Raw genomic sequence first — 17,678 nt, forward strand, 5'->3', positions numbered from 1 at the left:
TGGTACGACGGTCTTCGCGTTCATGTTCGGCAAACAGGCTGATCCGGGGCTTCATCATTGTGGTATTCATTGGTCGCGGGCTGATGCCAGAATTTTACCGAACCTGCGAACGGCAGGATAGGTTTCTAGAGGTACCCTTAAAGGAACGCCTCAAGGAGGTGAGTATGGAATCAAAGTAGCCCTGTCACTATCACTCTGTGCGCCATCCACACTTACACGATACTGTGCTCCGCTTGCCGAATGGGCCGCAAGTGTCCATTGGACGATCTAGTATAATGAAATCCGAAGGATGTGCTCTGCATTGAAATCAGCTTACAAAAGGATTGGAGTATGAGATTCAGAAGGCTAGCTCAATGGTATTGTGGTGCGTGGCATGGTCATAAATGGGAAGCAATCCGACGGCCGCTAGGCCATGACATCGGCTTGTGCGAAGATTGGTGCCTGCAATGCGGCAAGCGGAAATCGTGGGTTGAAGGCTACGGGGGCAAGTGATGGTTAGCTCTAAAGGATGATCCACTACCGTCAGCGGACTAGACAAAGCAGATTGCGGATATTCATTTCGCTGCTCCTGTTAGTGTGGCGGGAAGATCGTTGGTCGGCCCGATGCGGGTCGATATCCACTACTCAGCACAAAGCATGCCAAATAAATTTATCCTTATAAAACAATATGTTGGAAGGTATTTCAAGAAGAAATCGGCGCTGGCGGCGCGCATTGGAAAATCCACCGACAGTCAGCGGTGAAAAAAATCGCTATTTTTTGGGAACTTTAGTTGTACGAGGGCGGTCTGAAGAGAATGAGCCCAGTTCGTCCTTGCAGGCGCCTGGCCACCGACCCGGACAAGGACCCAACGTGCATGTACACGACGACACCATCATTTCCTTCGAGGCCAATACCGGCTTGCGCGACCTGGTGGTCGGCGAAGGCCGACCCGATCCCGCCATGGAACACGAAATAGACCAGCAAATCTTTCATATCCGCATGGCCAATTCTCAGGGGCGCCGCGAATCGGCCAGCCTGCTGCTGAAAAAGATGTACGGCTGGCGCGGCTATGCCGTCGATCCCAACAGCAGCCATGCGCTGAACAAGATCACCTTGTTCGCCGAGACCGGCGGCGTGACGGTGGGTACGATGTCGCTGTGCCTGGACGACGACGACATCGGCCTGCCGGCCGATGAAAATTTCCGCGACAAGCTAGACGAGCTGCGCGGCCAGCGGCGGCGCCTGTGCGAACCGTCGCGGCTGGCGATCGACAAGGGCGTGTCGAAGCGGGTGTTCGCGGCGCTGATCCATATTTCCTATATTTACGCCCACAATATCCACGGCTACAGCGACTACGTGATCGAAGTCAATCCGCGCCACGTGATGTTCTATAAACGGATGCTGGGCTTCCGCGATTTCGGCGGCGAGCGGCCGTGCACCCGCGTCGGCGCGCCGGCGGTGCTGCTGCGGCTGGACCTCGATTACATGGGCGAACAGATACGGGAATTCGGCGGACTGATGGAGCGGCAAACGACGGAACGCTCCTTTTATCCGTATTTTTTCCCGACGCATGACGAGCCCGGTATCACATCGCGCCTGATGCAGGGCCGCAACTGAGGGCGGGCCGTGGCAAGCTTCGAAGAATCGGGCCGGCCGGCCGCCGACCATGATGCGCTGACGGCGTGGCGCGCGGCGCTGGACGCCGAACGCGTGGCGAGCGACGCCGCCACGCTGGCGCGGTACGCGTGCAGCACCGCGGCGAGCCCGACGATGCCGCTGGCCGTGTTGCGGCCGCGCTCGACAGAGGAGGTGTCGGCCGTGGTGCGCATCGCGGCGCGCCACCGGCTGGCCTTGTACGCGATCAGCACCGGCAAGAACTGGGGCTACGGCGACGCTTGTGCGCCGAGCGACGGCCAGGTGATCGTCGACCTCAGCGGCATGAACCGGATACTGGAAGTGAGCGCCGCGCTGGCCTACGTGGTGCTGGAACCGGGCGTGACGCAGCAGCAGCTGTCGCGATACCTGATCGAGCACGACATTCCGCTGTGGATGGACTGCACCGGCGCCGGGCCGGACACCAGCCTGGTCGGCAACATCCTGGAGCGCGGCTTCGGCCACAGTCCCTACGGCAACCGTTTCCAGAACGTGGCCGGCATGCAGGTGGTGATGGCCGATGGCGCGGTGCTGGACACGGGCTTCGGCCATTTCCCGAACGCGCAGGCGACCCGGGTCTTTCCCTACGGCGTGGGACCGGTGCTCGACGGCCTGTTCACGCAATCCAACCTGGGCATCGTCACCCGACTGGGCTTGTGGCTGATGCCACAAACGGCGTGCATCAACCATTTCCTGTGCCGGGTCGAGCGCCACGAGCAGATCGCGCCGGTGGTCGACGCGCTGCGGCCCCTGCGGCTGGATGGCACGCTGCGCAGCATCATCCATATCGGCAATGATTTGCGCGTCATTTCCGGCGGCCGCGTCTACCCGCGCGCGCGGGCCGGCGGGCAACTGCCGCTGCCGGACGCGCTCAGGCGCGAGATGCGGGCGGAGGCCGGCGTCGGCGCCTGGACCGTGTCCGGCGCCCTGTACGGCAGCGCCGCCCAGGTCGCGTTGGCGCGGCGGGCCTTGCGGCGCGCGCTCAAGCCGACCGGCGCGCCGCCCCAGTTTCTCGACGAACGCAAGCTGGCGCTGGCCGGCCTGGCCGCGCGCTGGCTGGCGTCCTGGCCGGTGGGGCGGCGGCTGGGCGCCAAGGTCAGGCTGGGCCGTTCGCTGTTCGATATGAACCGGGGCATCCCCAACGGCCGTTTCCTGGCCGGCGCCTATTGGCGGCGCCAGGCGGGCTTGCCGGCCGACTTCCCGGCCCATGCCAATCCGGCGCTCGATAACTGCGGCATGTTGTGGGTGTCGCCCATCGTGCCCATGCGGGGCGATGAACTGCTGCGCCTGCATGCGCTGGCCGAGCCGATTTTCCAGCGCCACGGCTTCGACTTGTTTGTCACCTTCAGCATGATAAACGAGCGCGCGCTCGGCGGCGTCATCACCGTGGCCTACGACAAGGAAGACGCCGGCGAGGCGGCCCGGGCCGGCGTCTGCTATCGGCAATTGTTCGACGCCATCATGGCGGCCGGCTATATTCCCTACCGGGTCGGCTTGCAGTCCATGGCCGACCTCAACGGCGGTAACGACGTGTATTGGCAAGTGGTCGGCAAGATCAAGGCGGCGCTCGATCCGGACCGCATGCTGGCGCCGGGACGCTACGACGGCGGTCGGCGCGGCGATCCTGCCGGGGACGCTTAGCGCGTCGCCAAGGTCTGCGCCAGCAAGGCTTGCACCTCGGCGCGGCGCTTGAGGTCCGGCGATTTGAGCAGCCGCTCCAGCTGCGTGTGGGCGGAGCGCGCATCGCCGCTTTTGATGAGCGCCAGGCTCAGGTGATAGCGTATCTCGTCGGCGGCCGGCGCCAGCGCCGATGCCCGCTGCAACAACGGCAGCGCGCGGGCGCCTTCGCCCCGTTCGTGCAAGATCCAACCCTCGGTATCGAGCACGGCGGCGTTGTCCGGCGCCAGTTTGCGAGCCCGTTCGGCCAGCGCCGGCGCGCGTGCGTCGTGGGTTTGCAAGCAGGCCCAGGCCATGTCATTGAGGGCGACCATATTGTTCGGCTCGCGTTGCACGATCTGGTCCAGCTGCATGATCGCGGGCTGATACTGGTGGTCGGCCTGCAAGCTGCTGGCGTAGTGCAAGCGGGTCGGCGTGTCGGCCGGATGCGCTTGCAGCCATTGCAGCATGCGTGTGTTGGCCTCGTCGCCACGGCCGGCGCGCCGGAGCGCGTTGAAAACCGGAATCAGCAAGGGACCAGAGTGATCCATCGCGTAAGCCCGCTGGTAAATGGCCAGCGCCGGCAAAGGCTGGTTTTGCGCCATCAAAATATCGCCTTCCAATTTCAAGCCCAGCGGCGCATTTGGATGCTGGGCTTGCATCTCGCGCGCCGCCGACAGCGCCTCGGAATACGCGCCTCTCTCCGTCAGCAGTTTGACCAGATCGACGCGGGCCTGAGGAAAGTCGGGCTGCAAGGCCAGCGCCTTTTCCAGTGCCTGCAAGGCGGCGGCCTCGTCGGCGAGCGTCAGCTCGGTGGTGGCGATGCGCATTTGCACAGCCGCCGAGTCCGGCTGTAGCTGGGCCAGCTTGGTGAAGTTGTCCAGCGCCGCACGGTAATTGCCGCCGCGCGTATGCACTTCCGCCAGCAGCGCGAGCGCATCCGGGCTGGCCGGATTGCTCGCTTGCAGTTTCTGCGCCAGCGGCAGCGATTTCTGTTGTTCGCCGGCCTGATGATAAAAATTGGCCAGCAGCAGGGCGGGCGCGAGCGCGTCGGGATGGGCTTTGCTGGACAATTCCAGCCAACTTTCCGCCTCCGCGTAATGCCCCTGCGACGTGGCGAGCTTGGCCAGGGCCGTCATGATGGCGGCGTTTTTCTTGTCCTGGCTCCAGGCCTGAACAAGGCGCAGGCGCGCCTGATCGGCTTGCTTATCCTTCAGGTCGAGCTGGGTCAGGTTGTCCAGCGCCGGCATATACCTGGGCTTGAGCGCGACGGCCTTCAGAAAGCTGGCGCGCGCGCCGGCCACATCCTGGTTCGCCATCAATACGCCGCCTTTCAGGTTATGCAGCAGCGGATTGTCCGGCTGCTGCCGCAATAAACGGTTGACGGCGACCAGGGCCTGGGCCAGTTGCCGGTCGCGCATATAGCTGAGCACCAGCAACACGCCGGCGCGCGAGTTGCCGGCCTCGAGGGCGGTGGCGCGTTCCAGTTCGACTATCGCCTGCGCGTTCTGGCCCTGGCCGATCCGCGCCATGCCCAGGGCCGCGTGCAGCATGGCCATGTCCGGTGCCAGCGCGCTGGCCTTGCGGTAGTAGGCTTCGGCCTGCTCGAACCGGCGCAGGCGCATGGACGCTTCGCCCGCCAACGCCATCATTTCGACATCGTGTTGATTATCCGGCAGCAGCGGCGCGATCAGCTTGAGCGCCGCGTCGGGATTGTTATTCTTGAGCATCACCGAGCTCAGCAGCTTGGTGGCGTAGGGATTGCGCGCATCGCTTTCCAGGAATTTTTTCAGGTACTGTTCCGCTTGCGGCAAGGAACCCAGGCCCAGTTCCACCGCGCCGATCAGCAGTGTGCTGGGCATGTGTTCGGGCGCGGCCCTGAGCACTTGCTGCAACTGGTCCAGCGCCGTTGGCAGCTTGCCTTCGCGGAAATCGAGCAGCGCCTGCGTGTACGCGACCAGCAAATTGCCGGGGCCGACCTTGCGGGCGCTGGCGATTTCAGCGCGCGCGGCGGCGTAACGGCCCGCTTGCAGGTGCAGATTGGCGATGTCGATATGGGCCTGGATGTCTTCGGGGCGGAGCTTGACGATGCGCTCGTCGCATTGCAGGGCGGCCGCGTTGTCGCCCTGCGCGTGCAGCAGGCCGGCCCGTAGGCGCAACATGTCGAGGTCGTCGGGATGGGCCGCGAGGGCTTGCGTGGCCAGGCTCAGCGCCACCACGTCCTGATGGCGCTCCTGGGCGACGCGCGCCAGCCCCAGCAAGGCGACGCCGTCGCCGGGATACTGAAGCAGCAGCGCCTTGTAGGCCGCCTCGGCAAGGTCCACCTTGTGTAGTCCCAGCAAGGCGGCGGCCCGCAGCGCCATCCATTGCGGCCGCTGCGGGGACGCGCCGACCTCGTTCAATACCTTGTCGAACTCGCCCTGCATCAGCAAGGCTCGCCCCAGCGCGGGCACGATCTCGTCCTTGCCGACACCGAGCGCCTGTGCGCGCCGCAACTCTTTTTCCGCCGACAGCACATCGCCCTGATCCAGATAAATCTTTCCCAGCAGCGTGCGGGCGACCGCCTGACGCGGATCGTTTTGCAGCACATTTTTCAGCTCGATCACGGCGGCCCGGTTCTGGCCCAGCTGTTGATAATGGCGCGCCCGCGCCAGCAATTGTTCATTGCTTTGCCAGCCATGGCAGGCGACCAGGCTGAGCACTACGGCCACGCAAGGCCAGCGCAGCCAACGGCGCGGTGGAACGGTCCAGCCTGGTGGCAGCGTCAACATGGGATCTCCTCGGCGAACAGTACTCACTAGCGTAAAAAAATGCGCGCCACGCTCGTTGACGGCGCACAAAGTAAGCTCGATTCGCATGCAATCGGCGGCCGTTTGGTCCACGTTTGTTCCGCGTCAAGGAAGGGCTTTTCTCGCGCCGTAAAATCGGCTCGGTTGAACTGTCGCCGGGGTACGCTATACGCCGCGACGCCGGCCGGGTATTCCCTTGTGTAGTCTTACTGACCAGGATGCTGATATGGACGTCGTCGCCGTGGTGGGACTCGGTTATGTGGGCTTGTCGCTGGCGGTCTCGTTCGGCGCGCGGCAGCGCACCATAGGGCTGGACTTGTCGGAACGCAAGGTGGCCAATTACCGCGGCGGCATCGACCCGACCGGCGAGGTCAGCGAGCAGCAATTCGCGGCGGCGACCTGGCTCAGCGTCGGCTGCGATCCCTCCCGGCTGGCCGAGGCCGACTACATCATCGTGGCCGTGCCGACGCCGGTCGACAGCGCCCACCATCCCGATTTCTCGGCGCTGACAGCGGCCAGCGAAGTGGTCGGCCGCTATATGAAAGCGGGCGCCGTCGTCATTTTCGAGTCCACCGTCTATCCCGGCGCGACCGAGGAAATCTGCATCCCGATTCTGGAACGGCAGTCGGGCATGCAATGGCAGCAGGGATTCCACGTCGGCTTCTCGCCCGAGCGCATCAATCCGGGCGACAAGGAGCACACGCTGGCGTCGATCCGCAAAGTGGTGTCCGGCGACGACGCGGCCACGCTGGAACAGGTCGCGCGGCTGTACGAGGGTGTGGTCGAGGCCGGCGTGCACCGGGCCTCGAGCATCAAGGTGGCGGAGGCGGCCAAGGTCATCGAAAACACCCAGCGCGACCTCAACATCGCGCTGATGAACGAGCTGGCCATCATCTTCGACCGGCTCGACATCGACACCGCCGAAGTCTTGCAGGCGGCCGGCACCAAGTGGAATTTCCTGCCGTTCCGGCCCGGCCTGGTCGGCGGCCACTGCATCGGCGTCGACCCGTATTATTTGACGCACAAGGCGGAAATGCTGGGCTACCATCCCCACGTGATTTTGGCGGGGCGCCGCATCAACGATGGCATGGCGAAATTTGTGGCCGAAAAAACGGTCAAGGAAATGGTGCGGGCCGGCTTCAAGCTCAAGGGTTCATGCGTCAACGTGCTGGGCCTGACCTTCAAGGAAAACTGCCCGGACCTGCGCAACTCCAAGGTCTACGACATGATCCAAGAGCTGCGGTCCTACGGCCTGCACGTTCACGTCCACGACCCGGTGGCCGACGCCGACGAAGCCTATGAAATCTACGGCATCCGCCTGTCGCCGTGGGAACAATTGCCGCGCGCCGAGGCCATCGTCAGCGCCGTCTCGCATCAAGCGCTGACGCGGCGGCCGCTGGACGACTACCGCGCCAAGGTCGTCGCCGGCGGTTGCTTCATCGATGTCAAATCGCACTTCGATGCGCGGGCCCTGCGCGAAGCGGGTTTGCAGGTATGGCGGCTGTGATGGCCGACTACGGCAATGGCGACGCCGCGCAATCGCCGTATCAGCTGGCGCGCGAACACCTGGAAGGCCGGCCCTACCGCTGGCTGATTTCCGGCGTGGCCGGCTTCATCGGATCGCACTTGCTGGAAACGCTGCGGCAACTGAACCAGCAGGTGACCGGCCTCGATAATTTCATGACCGGCCACCGCCACAATCTGGACCAGGTGCGCGGCGTCGTCGGCCCGGCGGCGTGGCGCCATTTCGACTTCATCGAAGGCGATATCCGCGACGCCGACGCCTGCCGCCGCGCCAGCAAGGGCGCCGACTTCCTGCTCCATCACGCGGCGCTGGGCGCGGTGCCGCGTTCACTGTCCGATCCCGTGCTGAGCAACGACGTCAACGTCGGCGGCTTCCTGCGGATCTTGACGGCGGCCCGCGACGCCGGCGTGCGTCGCGTCATCTATGCCTCCTCCAGCGCGGTCTATGGCGACCATCCGGCGCTGCCCAAGCTGGAAGCGCGGATCGGCGCGCCGCTATCGCCCTATGCCGTCACCAAATGTGTCAACGAACTCTACGCGCAGGTCTACGCCCGCTGCTACGGAATGGAAACGATGGGCTTACGCTATTTCAACGTCTTCGGGCCGCGACAGGATCCCGATGGCGCTTACGCCGCCGTCATCGCGCGATGGCTCGCCGCCATGCTGCGTGCCGAGCCACTGACCATCAACGGCGACGGCGAAAGCAGCCGCGACTTCTGCTACGTCGGCAACGCGGTCCAGGCCAATCTGCTGGCGGCCCTGTGCGGGCGGCCGGCCGCGATCAACCAGCTCTACAACATCGCCGCCGGTGCCAGCACCAGCCTCAATGCGCTCTACGACATGCTGCGCGCGCTGCTGGCCGAGCGCGAGCCGCGCCTGGCCGGCTACCTGGCCGCGCTCAGCCCCCACCACGCCGATTTTCGCGACGGCGACGTGCGGCACTCGCAGGCCGACATCGCCAAGGCCGTCAGCCTGCTCGGCTACGCGCCCACCCGCGACGTCGCGCGCGGGCTGAAATTATCGGCCCGCTGGTATGCCGAGCACCTGGCGCCGCTCAGCCTTCGCGGTCCCACGGCGGCACGTCCTTGAATTCGTCGACGAGGAAATCGATCATCACGCGCACCTTGGCGCTCAGGTGGCGCCGGCTCGGGTAGACGGCCTGGACGTCGATATCCGGCAAGTGATAGTCCGGCAACAGCGGCAGCAGCCGGCCGGCGCGCAAGTCGGCGCCGATGAGGAAGCTGGGCTGCCAGATGATGCCCATGCCGCCCAGCGCGGCCGCGCGCGCCGTGTCGCCATTGTTGACATGCATCACGCACGGCACTTTGACCGGATGGGGCTTGCCGTCGCCGTCGAAAAAACTCCATTCATCGGCCGTGGCCGAATAACTGTAGCCTATGCATCGGTGCAGCAGCAAATCGGCCGGCGCCCGTGGCGTGCCGTGGCGTTGCAGATAATCGGGCGAGGCGCACACGATGTTGTGCGACACGGCCAGCTTGCGCGCCACGTGCGAGGTCGAGCCGCTGCGCGAAATGCGGATCGCCAGGTCGTAGCCCTCCTCGACGATGTCGACCACGCGGTCGATCAGCGCCACGTCCAGCCGCACGTCGGGATATTGCCGCATGAATTTGGCCCACAGCGGCGCCAGGTGCAGGATGCCGAAGCTGAGCGGGGCGTTGATGCGCAGCAGGCCGCGCGGCTGCATGGTGGCCGAGGACACGATGGCCTCGGCCTCGGCCACATCGTCGAGGATGGACTTGGCACGCTCGAACAGGGCCTCGCCGCTGGCCGTCATCGACATCTTGCGCGAGCTGCGGTTCAGCAGCCGCGTGTTCAGGTGGGTTTCCAGGTCGCTGATATAGCGCGTGACGTAGGCCGGCGAGGTGTCGAGCGCCTCGGCGGCGCGGGCGAAGCCATCCTTGCGGACCACTTCGACGAAGACTTCCAGGGCGCGCAAGCGGTCCATATTCCTCCCTATTTATTCACAAATCATGAACGCACCATCAGCAGGCAGCGGATTGCTACCGTGAATTATAAATCATATAGTCCTTCCAACGAGCAGGCAGTCGCCGACAGCCCTCACGATCAGGAGTGTGACATGAGCACGATCAAACAAACCCTTCAACGCGGCATCCTGGCGGCCAGCCTCGTACTGGCGGCGGTCACCGGCGCCCAAGCTGCCGAGCCCGGCTTCACCGACCACACGGCGCAAGTCAACGGCGTCAAGCTGCATTACCAGATCGCCGGCAGCGGCAGCGCCGTCGTGCTCTTGCACGGTTACGCAAAAACCGGCCACATGTGGAATCCGGTCATGGGCGACCTGGCCCGCAGCCACACGGTGATCGTGCCCGACCTGCGCGGCGCCGGCCAGTCCGAAGTGACGGCCGACGGCTATTCCAAAGCCAATATGGCGCGCGACATCCACGCCCTGGTCGCCGCGCTGGGCCAGCAGCACGCCACCGTCGTCGGCCACGACATCGGCTTGATGGTGGCCTATGCCTACGCCGCGCAATTTCCGCAGGAAACCGACCGCCTGGTCTTGATGGATGCCTTCCTGCCAGGCATCGGCAACTGGAAAGACATGTGGCTGCTGCGCGACCTGTGGCACTTCCATTTCTACGGCGACACCCCGCTGGCGCTGGTGAATGGCCGCGAACGCATCTACTTCGAACACTTCTGGAATGACTTCGCCGCCGACAAGACCCATTCGGTCAAGGAAGCGGACCGCAAGATCTACGCCGCCGCCTACGCCCAACCCGGCCACATGCGCGCCGGCTTCGAATACTTCAAAAACTTCGAGCAAGACGCCGCCGACTTCCAGCAACTGGGCCGCACGCCGCTGACCATGCCGGTGATGGTGCTGTCGGGTGAAAAATCGGGCGGCAACTTCCTGATCGAGCAGACCAAGCTGGTCGCCACCTCGGTCGACGGCCGCATCATCCACGGTTCCGGCCACTGGTTGATGGATGAAGCACCGGAACAAGTCATTCCCGCGCTCAAGCAGTTCATCCAGTAAGCCTTACTTCCCCAGCATCGCGGACGTAAAAAAACCGGTGGTGCCATCCTGAAAAGGATGGCACCACCGGTTTTGCATCGAGCCCGAAGCGCAGCGCCTCAGCGCACCGTGTACGCTGGATTGTGTTCGTTGACGAGGCTTTTGACGAGGCGGCTGGCGCTCAGTTCACCCATGATTTGCGGACCATTCAAGGCATTCGCTTCCCGGTCCAGCGCCAGCAGGCCGACGGCGGCCTGGGCATCGCCGGCGCGCGCGGCCTGCTCCAGCAAGTGCTGCGCTTCCGCGTGCCGGGCCGGATCGGCCAGATAGCGCAAGGCCAGTTCGCGTTGCGCCACCGGCGAGCCTTGATCGGCCCATTCCTGCAAGCGGCGCATGGCGGCCAGCTGGCCGGTTGGCCCCATCTGTAAGGCAGCGGCTTCAATCACCGTCGACGGCGGTATCGCGTCTTCCTTCGCCTGGCAGGCGATCAAGGCGCCCACCATCAGCAGAACAGACGATACCAGTACGCCAGACTTGTTGAATAATTCCATGTATTAATACCTTTAGTTAATGCAATGACTACTTCTGGTAATAGATGTCGCCAATATACCAGTTTCTTGCCACTAATCAAGACTCCGCACTGCACCATTATACGTCAGTGCAGGAAATTATCTAATAACTAATGATGCTTCTTGGGAATTCCTAGCATCGTAGTCTTAAATATCACGGGAAACTGTGACGTGGAGCACATTTCACTATGATTCCGGCGATATTAGCATGAACAAATTGCCCATCGACGCACGCCTGCATTTGACGCTGTAACAAGTGTAACCATCTGTTAATGGCAAGGCAGATACTGCCTAAATGCACTTTATATGCAGTGCAGCAACGCAATAAATCAGCTGTACAGGCGGGGTTTGCCGCTATCGGCGGCGCCGGACTGGATGCGCGGCCGGGGCAGGGGAGGAGGTGGGGAGGTGGCCGATGGCGGCCAGCGGGTTCAAGCCAGCGTGCGGCCGCCGGCGCCGTGGGCGGCCAGCCACGCGGCGGCCTGATCCAGCGCCAGCCGGTATTCCCGGCCGACGGCCGCCAGATTGGCGTCGAAGTCGCCGTGGCCATCGCGCAAGGCCAGTTCCAGGTCCAGCGCCGCCTGCACGAAGCGTTTCGTGCCGAGCGAGCCGACCGTTCCACGCATCACGTGGAAGATACGGCAGGCATCATCCAGGCGCCCCTCATGGATGGCCGTGGTGGCCTGTTCCAGCGGTGCCAGGCCCGGAGCGATCGCATCGGTGACGATTTTCACCACCACCGTCAAGGCCTTGGCATCGCTGCCCATGTATTTCAGCATGGAAGCCACGCTAAAAACGGACTCGTCCGGCGCGGCGGAACTGGTATCGGACATCATGACTCCTGAGTGACTGATGGTATCGGCCCCATGATACCCCGGCGCTATGCGCGATGGGGCGTCACGCTTGGCGGGGCGCTTGCTGCTGCGCCAGCGTCTGCAAGGGCGCGGCGGAGGCCGGCGCGGCCGAGCCCGGCATCGCCATCCGCACCGGCGCGCCGCCCATGGCCGTCGACTGCAACACATTGCCGATCTGCTCGGGCGCCGCGTTCCAGACCGGATCGGCCAGGCCCTCGAACACGCTTTTGAGCTGCTGGCCCCAGGTGCTGCGTATCATCTGGAAATACTGGTTTTTTTCATCGATGGTGACGAAGCGGCCCACGGCCAGGCTGCCGGCCTCGTAGACCAGCAAGTCCAGCGGCAGGCCGACGGAAATATTCGAGCGCAGCGTCGAATCCATGGAGATGAGGGCGCACTTGGCCGCCTCGTCGAGGCTGGTGGCCGGCGTCACCACGCGGTCGATGATGGGCTTGCCGTACTTGGCCTCGCCGATCTGGAAATACGTGTTTTCGTTGTGCGACTCGATGAAATTGCCGGCCGAATAAATCTGGAACAGCCGGCAGCGCTCGGCGCCGATCTGGCCGCCGAAGATGATGCTGACGTTGAACTCGATGCCGAACCCGGCCAGCGACTCGGCGTCGCGCTGGTGGACGGCGCGCACGGCGTCGCCGAGGATGCGGGCGGCCTCGTACATGGTGGTCGCGGTCCAGATGCTGCGCCCGCCTTCGCCCGGCTCGGACACCATCTGGCGGATCGACTGCGATATCGATAGGTTACCGGCCGTCATCATCACCATCATGCGCTCGCCCGGCTGCTCGAACACGCTCATCTTGCGGAACGTGCCGACCTGGTCGACGCCGGCGTTGGTGCGCGAGTCCGACAAAAACACCAGGCCGGCGTCCAGGCGCATGGCTACACAATAAGTCATCGTTGTACGGTGCCGAGAAAAGAGACGATTTTACCCCACGGCGTCACCACCGCGTCATCGCCGTGTCACAAACCCGCGCTGGCGGCCACATTACTGCGGCACGATCTGGACGTCGACGCTGAGCGACTCGACGCCGCCGCCGCGCCGCACGCCGCGGATCGGCGCGGCCGCGTCGTAATCGCGGCCGATGGCCAGCCGGCAATAGGCGTCCGTCATCAGGCGCGCGTGCGTGACATCGATGCTGACCCAGCCCGCGTAGTCGCCGTCCTCGGCCCAGGCGTCGACCCAGGCGTGGCTGGCCGCGTGGCCGCTGTTGCCCGGATCGATGTAGCCGGACACATAGCGCGCCGGAATCCCGTGCGCGTGGCAGCAGGCCAGGAACAGGTGGGCGTGGTCCTGGCACACGCCCTGGCCCAGCTCGAGCGCATCGCTGGCGGTGCTGAAGACATCGGTCGCACCGCTTTGATACTGGACCGCACCAAAGATGTGCTCGGCTAATGCCATCAAGTGTTTGGTCTGCGCCTTACCGTCCGGCAAGCAGGCCGCCGCCAGTTGCAGTATGCCCGGCGTCGGCTCGGTCAGGCGCGTGGACACGGTATAAATCAAGGGCGACAGGCTGTCGTCGCCGGCCAGCCGGCCCTGCGGCGGCGCGGTCGTCTCCACCAGCCCGCAGGCGACGATGGCCAGCCCGGCGTGCGGCGCGCTCAAGGTCAGCATGTGCGACTGGTTGCCGTAGGCGTCGGTGTAGGCGTGCACCTGGCCCGGCGTGCTGATGCTCCACGCCAGCACATGCTGCTGCGCTTCCACGCGCGGCGTCAGGTGCAGCTGCTGGATGGTGTAGGCCAGCGGCGCGGTGTACTCGTATTTGGTCAGGTGGCGGATCGAGAGTCGCATGGTGCGCCTTGGGTAACAGTCAGGCCGCGAGCGGCACGAGGAAATCGCGGCTGACGCGATTGCCCAATTCAAAAATCCGGCGCAGGAAGGTGGTCAGCGTGTCGTGCAGGCCGGCCGCCATGATGTCGTCGATGGTGCCGAACTTGAGCTCCGCGTGCAGCTGGCCGGCGCAGCGCTCGGTGTCCGACGACAGGTGGTTGCTGACCTCGCGCAGATTGCACACCACTTCCTCCATGCACGCCAGCAGGGAACGCGGCATGTCGCCGCGCAGCATCAGCAGCTCGGCGATGCGGCTCGGCGTGATCAGGTCGCGGTACACCTTGCGGTAGATTTCAAAGCCCGACACGGAGCGCAGCAGCGCCGCCCAATAATAGTAGTCGCGCTGCGACATCGCCTCGCCGGGCGGGCACTGGCTGGCGCCGTGGAACTTGACGTCGAGGATGCGCGCCGTGTTGTCGGCCCGTTCCAGCGACGTGCCGAGGCGGATGAAGTGGACCGCGTCGTCGCGCAACATGGTGCCCAGCGTGACCCCGCGCGACAGGTGGGAACGGAATTTCACCCACTCGAAAAACTGGCTCGGATCGTTTTCCAGCAAGCCGCTCTTGAGCCGCTTCTGCATATCGAGCCAGGTCTGGTTCTGGATTTCCCACACCTCGGTGGTCAGCGCGCCGCGCACGGCGCGCGCGTTTTCGCGCGCCTCGGTCAGGCAGGCCGCGATCGACGAGGGATTGTCGGGATCGCGCACCATGAAGTCGATCACCTCGCGCGCGTGCAGCGTGCTGTATTTGCGGTCGAAGGCCTGCTGCAATTCGGAGATGCCCAGCATCGCGCGCCAGCCCTGGGCGGCGTCCCGGTCGGACTGCGGCAGCAATGAAGTCTGCACGTTCACGTCCAGCATGCGGGCGGTGTTTTCGGCGCGCTCGGTGTAGCGCGCCATCCAGAACAAATGATCGGCGGTGCGGCTTAACATGATGGTGTCCTCACTTTACGTTTCCAGTATCCAGGTATCCTTGGTGCCGCCGCCCTGCGAGGAATTGACCACCAGCGAGCCTTCCTGCAAGGCCACGCGCGTCAGCCCGCCCGGCACCATGGAGATGGTTTTGCCGGACAAGACAAACGGACGCAGGTCGATATGGCGCGGCGCGATGCCGCTCTCCACATAGGTCGGACAGGCCGACAGCGCCAGCGTCGGCTGCGCGATATAGCCGTCCGGCCGCGCGATCAGGCGGCGCCGGAAATCCTCGATCTGCTCGCGCGTAGCCGCCGGCCCGACCAGCATGCCGTAGCCGCCGGCGCCGTGCACCTCCTTCACCACCAGCTCGGCCAGGTGCGCCAGCGTGTAGGCCAGGTCCTCCTTTTTCCGGCACTGATAGGTCGGCACGTTGTTGAGCACCGGCTCCTCGGACAGGTAAAAGCGGATCATGTCCGGCACGAAGGGATAGATGGATTTGTCGTCGGCCACGCCGGTGCCGATGGCGTTGGCCAGCGTGACGCGGCCGGCCCGGTACACCGACAGCAAGCCCGGCACGCCGAGCGAGGAGTCGGGCCGGAACGCCAGCGGATCGAGGAAGTCGTCGTCGATGCGGCGATAAATCACGTCGACCCGTTTCGGCCCGTGCGTGGTGCGCATGTAGACCAGGTTATCGTTGACGAACAAGTCCTTGCCCTCGACCAGTTCGATGCCCATTTGCTGCGCCAGAAAAGCGTGCTCGAAATAGGCCGAGTTGTACATCCCCGGCGTCATCACGACGATGGTCGGATCGGTCACGCCCATCGGCGCCACCGAGCGCAGGTTATCGAGCAGCAGGTCGGGATAGTGGTCGACCGGCGCCACCTTGTGGCGCGCGAACAGCTCGGGGAACAGCCGCATCATCATCTTGCGGTCTTCCAGCATGTACGACACGCCGGACGGCACCCGCAGATTGTCCTCCAAAACGTAGAACTCGCCGGCGCCGGCGCGCACGATGTCGACGCCGGCGATGTGGGCGTAGATGTCGTTGACCACCGAGATGCCCTGCATCTCCGGCCGGTACTGCGCGTTGCGGTAGATTTGCTCGGCCGGGATGATGCCGGCCTTGATGATGTTCTGATCGTGGTAAATATCGTGGATGAACATGTTCAGCGCCTTCACGCGCTGGATCAAGCCGGTCTGCATCTGGCTCCACTCGGCCGCCGGTATGATGCGCGGGATGGTGTCGAAGGGGATCAGGCGCTCGGTGCCGGCGTTGTCGCCGTAGACGGCGAAGGTGATGCCGACGCGGCGGAACGTCAGGTCGGCCTCGGCCCGTTTGCGCTCTATGGTTTCCGGGCTTTGCTGCCGCAACCAGCCGCAGAATTCACGATAGTGCTCGCGCACGTCGGCGCTGACGTCCAGATGCAAACCGTCTCCGGTCATCTCATTGAAGAATTTTGCCATAGTGTGCCTGCTCCCGGTGATGATGTCTCTCTATCAAGAATCGTGCCAGAAAAAACGCACCGCTTTGGGTCCCACCCTTGGGTCTCACCTTTGGGGCCGCGCCCCAGCGCTAACGGGGCGTCGAAGCCGCGCGCGCCATCATCCGATAGCGCTCCAGGGTACCGCTGGCCTTCATTTTCTTCAGGATTTCCGCCATACGCGGCGCCAGGCCGGCGTGGCGCCGCCCCAGATAGCAATACACCGGGAAGCTGTCGATCACGCCGGCCTTGTAGATGCCGGCGCTCTTGAACGGTTCCACGTCCAGCAGCGGCAGCACCGTTTCCTCCACATCGATATACAGGTCGGTACGCCCGATGGCCAGTTTCTTCAGGCCGAAGCGGCTGTCGACGACGGAGCTGAGCAGGGCCGGCGGCACCACACCGACCAGCTGCCGCGCTGCCCGGGCATAACCGGCCCGGTACTCGATGCGGTAGCCGGAGCCGCGCAAGCTCTCCAGGCCGTGCACGCGGATCCTGGGATCGTGGGCGAAGGCCGACGTGGTCACCGACAGCACCAGCGCCTCTATCCGCAACAGCTCGGGGTGCAAGGCGCCATATTCGTAGGATCGACTGGTCTCGCCGTCGACGTTGCCGGCCTTGCTTTCCGCGCTGGCGCGCGCGGCGGGGTAGTAGCGCAGCTCGACGTCGAGGTGCAGCTGGGCGAAGGCGTCGCTGTAAATCAGTTGTAGCAGGCGGCCGGCGTAGCTGTCCTGGTCCACGATGCTGGCGAGGATAATTTTATCCTGCGCCTGGACGGCTGCGCACCCCAGCATCAGCGTGGCAAGCAGGGCGCTGCGCAGAAGTGACGATATCGTGAACATGAAAAAACGGCGGGCCGTCGGATGCGTGGAAGGGCCAGTATAACGTCAGGCCGCGCCGCGCCGGAATTTTATGATGGTCCGCCAGGTCGACGGCCGGGTTCCAGCGTCACAGGTACTTGGTGATTTCCTTGAACTCGCGCACCGTCTCCTCGACATTGCGCGCGCCTTTTTTCACGGCCCGTTCGAGGCAGTGGTCGATGTGGTCGTGCACCAGCGTTTTCTTGGCGTTGGCGACGGCTTTTTCGACCGCTTGCAGCTGCTGCGCGATGTCGAGGCAATCGCGGTCGCCCTCCAGCATGTCGATGATACTCTTGAGGTGGCCCGAAGCGCGCTTCAGGCGCTTGACGATATCAGGATGGGAGGGAAGTTCGCTCATGGTCGCATGGTATCCCCCCGGACAGGATAGCGCAAGCGCCGCGGCCAGCCTGTATCCATTGCGATTATTACGGTTTCGTAACTTGACCTGACCATGGCGGCTCTCTAGAATTCGCGCTACCACATCCCCCGCAGCGTCGCCGCAAGGTCGCACCGTCACCCGTCGACGGCGCCGTTGCCGCCTGTCACAGGCAGGTCAAATCG

15 protein-coding genes are annotated in these 17,678 nt (G+C 64.2%); 5 read left to right on the forward strand and 10 right to left on the reverse strand.

Going from position 1 to position 17,678, the window contains the following annotated elements; genetic code table 11:
• Positions 1–850: 850 nt before the first annotated feature.
• Positions 851–1,597, forward strand: a complete 747-nt coding sequence (locus tag Q0S71_RS22460; protein ID WP_296000755.1) for a long-chain N-acyl amino acid synthase — start codon at positions 851–853, stop codon at positions 1,595–1,597.
• A gap of 9 nt (positions 1,598–1,606) precedes the next feature.
• Positions 1,607–3,274 carry an FAD-binding oxidoreductase gene (locus Q0S71_RS22465; protein WP_296000757.1) on the forward strand — a complete coding sequence of 556 codons (1,668 nt, stop codon included), beginning with the start codon at positions 1,607–1,609 and terminating at the stop codon, positions 3,272–3,274.
• Here Q0S71_RS22465 and prsT read toward each other — a convergent pair.
• Entirely contained in the window at positions 3,271–6,060 is a 2,790-nt protein-coding gene (prsT, locus tag Q0S71_RS22470; protein WP_296000759.1) for an XrtA/PEP-CTERM system TPR-repeat protein PrsT, read from the reverse strand. The genes Q0S71_RS22465 and prsT overlap by 4 nt on opposite strands.
• Before the next feature lie 244 nt (positions 6,061–6,304).
• Here prsT and Q0S71_RS22475 point away from each other — a divergent pair, with 244 nt between their 5' ends.
• Both Q0S71_RS22475 and Q0S71_RS22480 read left to right on the forward strand, forming a co-directional pair.
• The gene (locus tag Q0S71_RS22475) at positions 6,305–7,585 is read left to right on the forward strand and encodes a nucleotide sugar dehydrogenase (protein ID WP_296000763.1); all 1,281 of its coding nucleotides are present in this window, start codon (positions 6,305–6,307) and stop codon (positions 7,583–7,585) included.
• On the forward strand, positions 7,573–8,691 hold the full coding sequence (locus Q0S71_RS22480) for an SDR family oxidoreductase (RefSeq protein WP_296000766.1): 1,119 nt from the start codon (positions 7,573–7,575) through the stop codon (positions 8,689–8,691). Before Q0S71_RS22475 ends, Q0S71_RS22480 begins: the two co-directional genes overlap by 13 nt.
• Here Q0S71_RS22480 and Q0S71_RS22485 read toward each other — a convergent pair.
• On the reverse strand, positions 8,657–9,568 hold the full coding sequence (locus Q0S71_RS22485; RefSeq protein WP_296000769.1) for a LysR family transcriptional regulator: 912 nt from the start codon (positions 9,566–9,568) through the stop codon (positions 8,657–8,659). The genes Q0S71_RS22480 and Q0S71_RS22485 overlap by 35 nt on opposite strands.
• A gap of 132 nt (positions 9,569–9,700) precedes the next feature.
• Here Q0S71_RS22485 and Q0S71_RS22490 point away from each other — a divergent pair, with 132 nt between their 5' ends.
• On the forward strand, positions 9,701–10,618 hold the full coding sequence (locus Q0S71_RS22490; protein WP_296000772.1) for an alpha/beta hydrolase: 918 nt from the start codon (positions 9,701–9,703) through the stop codon (positions 10,616–10,618).
• A 98-nt stretch (positions 10,619–10,716) separates the two neighbouring features.
• Here the strand turns inward: Q0S71_RS22490 and Q0S71_RS22495 are convergent, their stop codons facing one another.
• The 8 genes from Q0S71_RS22495 to Q0S71_RS22530 all read right to left on the reverse strand — a co-directional run bounded on the left by Q0S71_RS22495 (position 10,717) and on the right by Q0S71_RS22530 (position 17,475).
• The gene (locus Q0S71_RS22495) at positions 10,717–11,148 is read right to left on the reverse strand and encodes a hypothetical protein (RefSeq protein ID WP_296000776.1); all 432 of its coding nucleotides are present in this window, start codon (positions 11,146–11,148) and stop codon (positions 10,717–10,719) included.
• A 449-nt stretch (positions 11,149–11,597) separates the two neighbouring features.
• Entirely contained in the window at positions 11,598–11,999 is a 402-nt protein-coding gene (locus Q0S71_RS22500; RefSeq protein ID WP_296000778.1) for an Hpt domain-containing protein, read from the reverse strand.
• A gap of 64 nt (positions 12,000–12,063) precedes the next feature.
• Positions 12,064–12,930, reverse strand: coding sequence for a proteasome-type protease (locus tag Q0S71_RS22505; protein WP_296000781.1), 867 nt, complete (start codon positions 12,928–12,930; stop codon positions 12,064–12,066).
• A gap of 90 nt (positions 12,931–13,020) precedes the next feature.
• A complete protein-coding gene (locus tag Q0S71_RS22510; protein ID WP_296000783.1) occupies positions 13,021–13,824 on the reverse strand; it encodes a transglutaminase family protein in 804 nt (267 codons plus the stop codon).
• Between the two features lie 19 nt (positions 13,825–13,843).
• Positions 13,844–14,794 (reverse strand): alpha-E domain-containing protein, encoded by a 951-nt coding sequence (locus Q0S71_RS22515; protein WP_296000785.1) that lies wholly within the window; start codon positions 14,792–14,794, stop codon positions 13,844–13,846.
• Positions 14,795–14,809: 15 nt separating this feature from the next.
• Positions 14,810–16,240, reverse strand: coding sequence for a circularly permuted type 2 ATP-grasp protein (locus Q0S71_RS22520; protein WP_296000787.1), 1,431 nt, complete (start codon positions 16,238–16,240; stop codon positions 14,810–14,812).
• 109 nt (positions 16,241–16,349) lie between these two features.
• Positions 16,350–17,099: a hypothetical protein gene (locus Q0S71_RS22525; RefSeq protein ID WP_296000790.1), complete on the reverse strand. Its 750-nt coding sequence runs from the start codon at positions 17,097–17,099 to the stop codon at positions 16,350–16,352.
• A gap of 106 nt (positions 17,100–17,205) precedes the next feature.
• Complete coding sequence (locus Q0S71_RS22530) at positions 17,206–17,475, reverse strand: metal-sensing transcriptional repressor (protein ID WP_296000791.1); 270 nt, start codon at positions 17,473–17,475, stop codon at positions 17,206–17,208.
• Between the last annotated feature and the right edge of the window lie 203 nt (positions 17,476–17,678).

It is taken from the genome of Rugamonas sp. (assembly GCF_025354735.1).
Classification (GTDB): Bacteria; Pseudomonadota; Gammaproteobacteria; order Burkholderiales; family Burkholderiaceae_D; genus Rugamonas.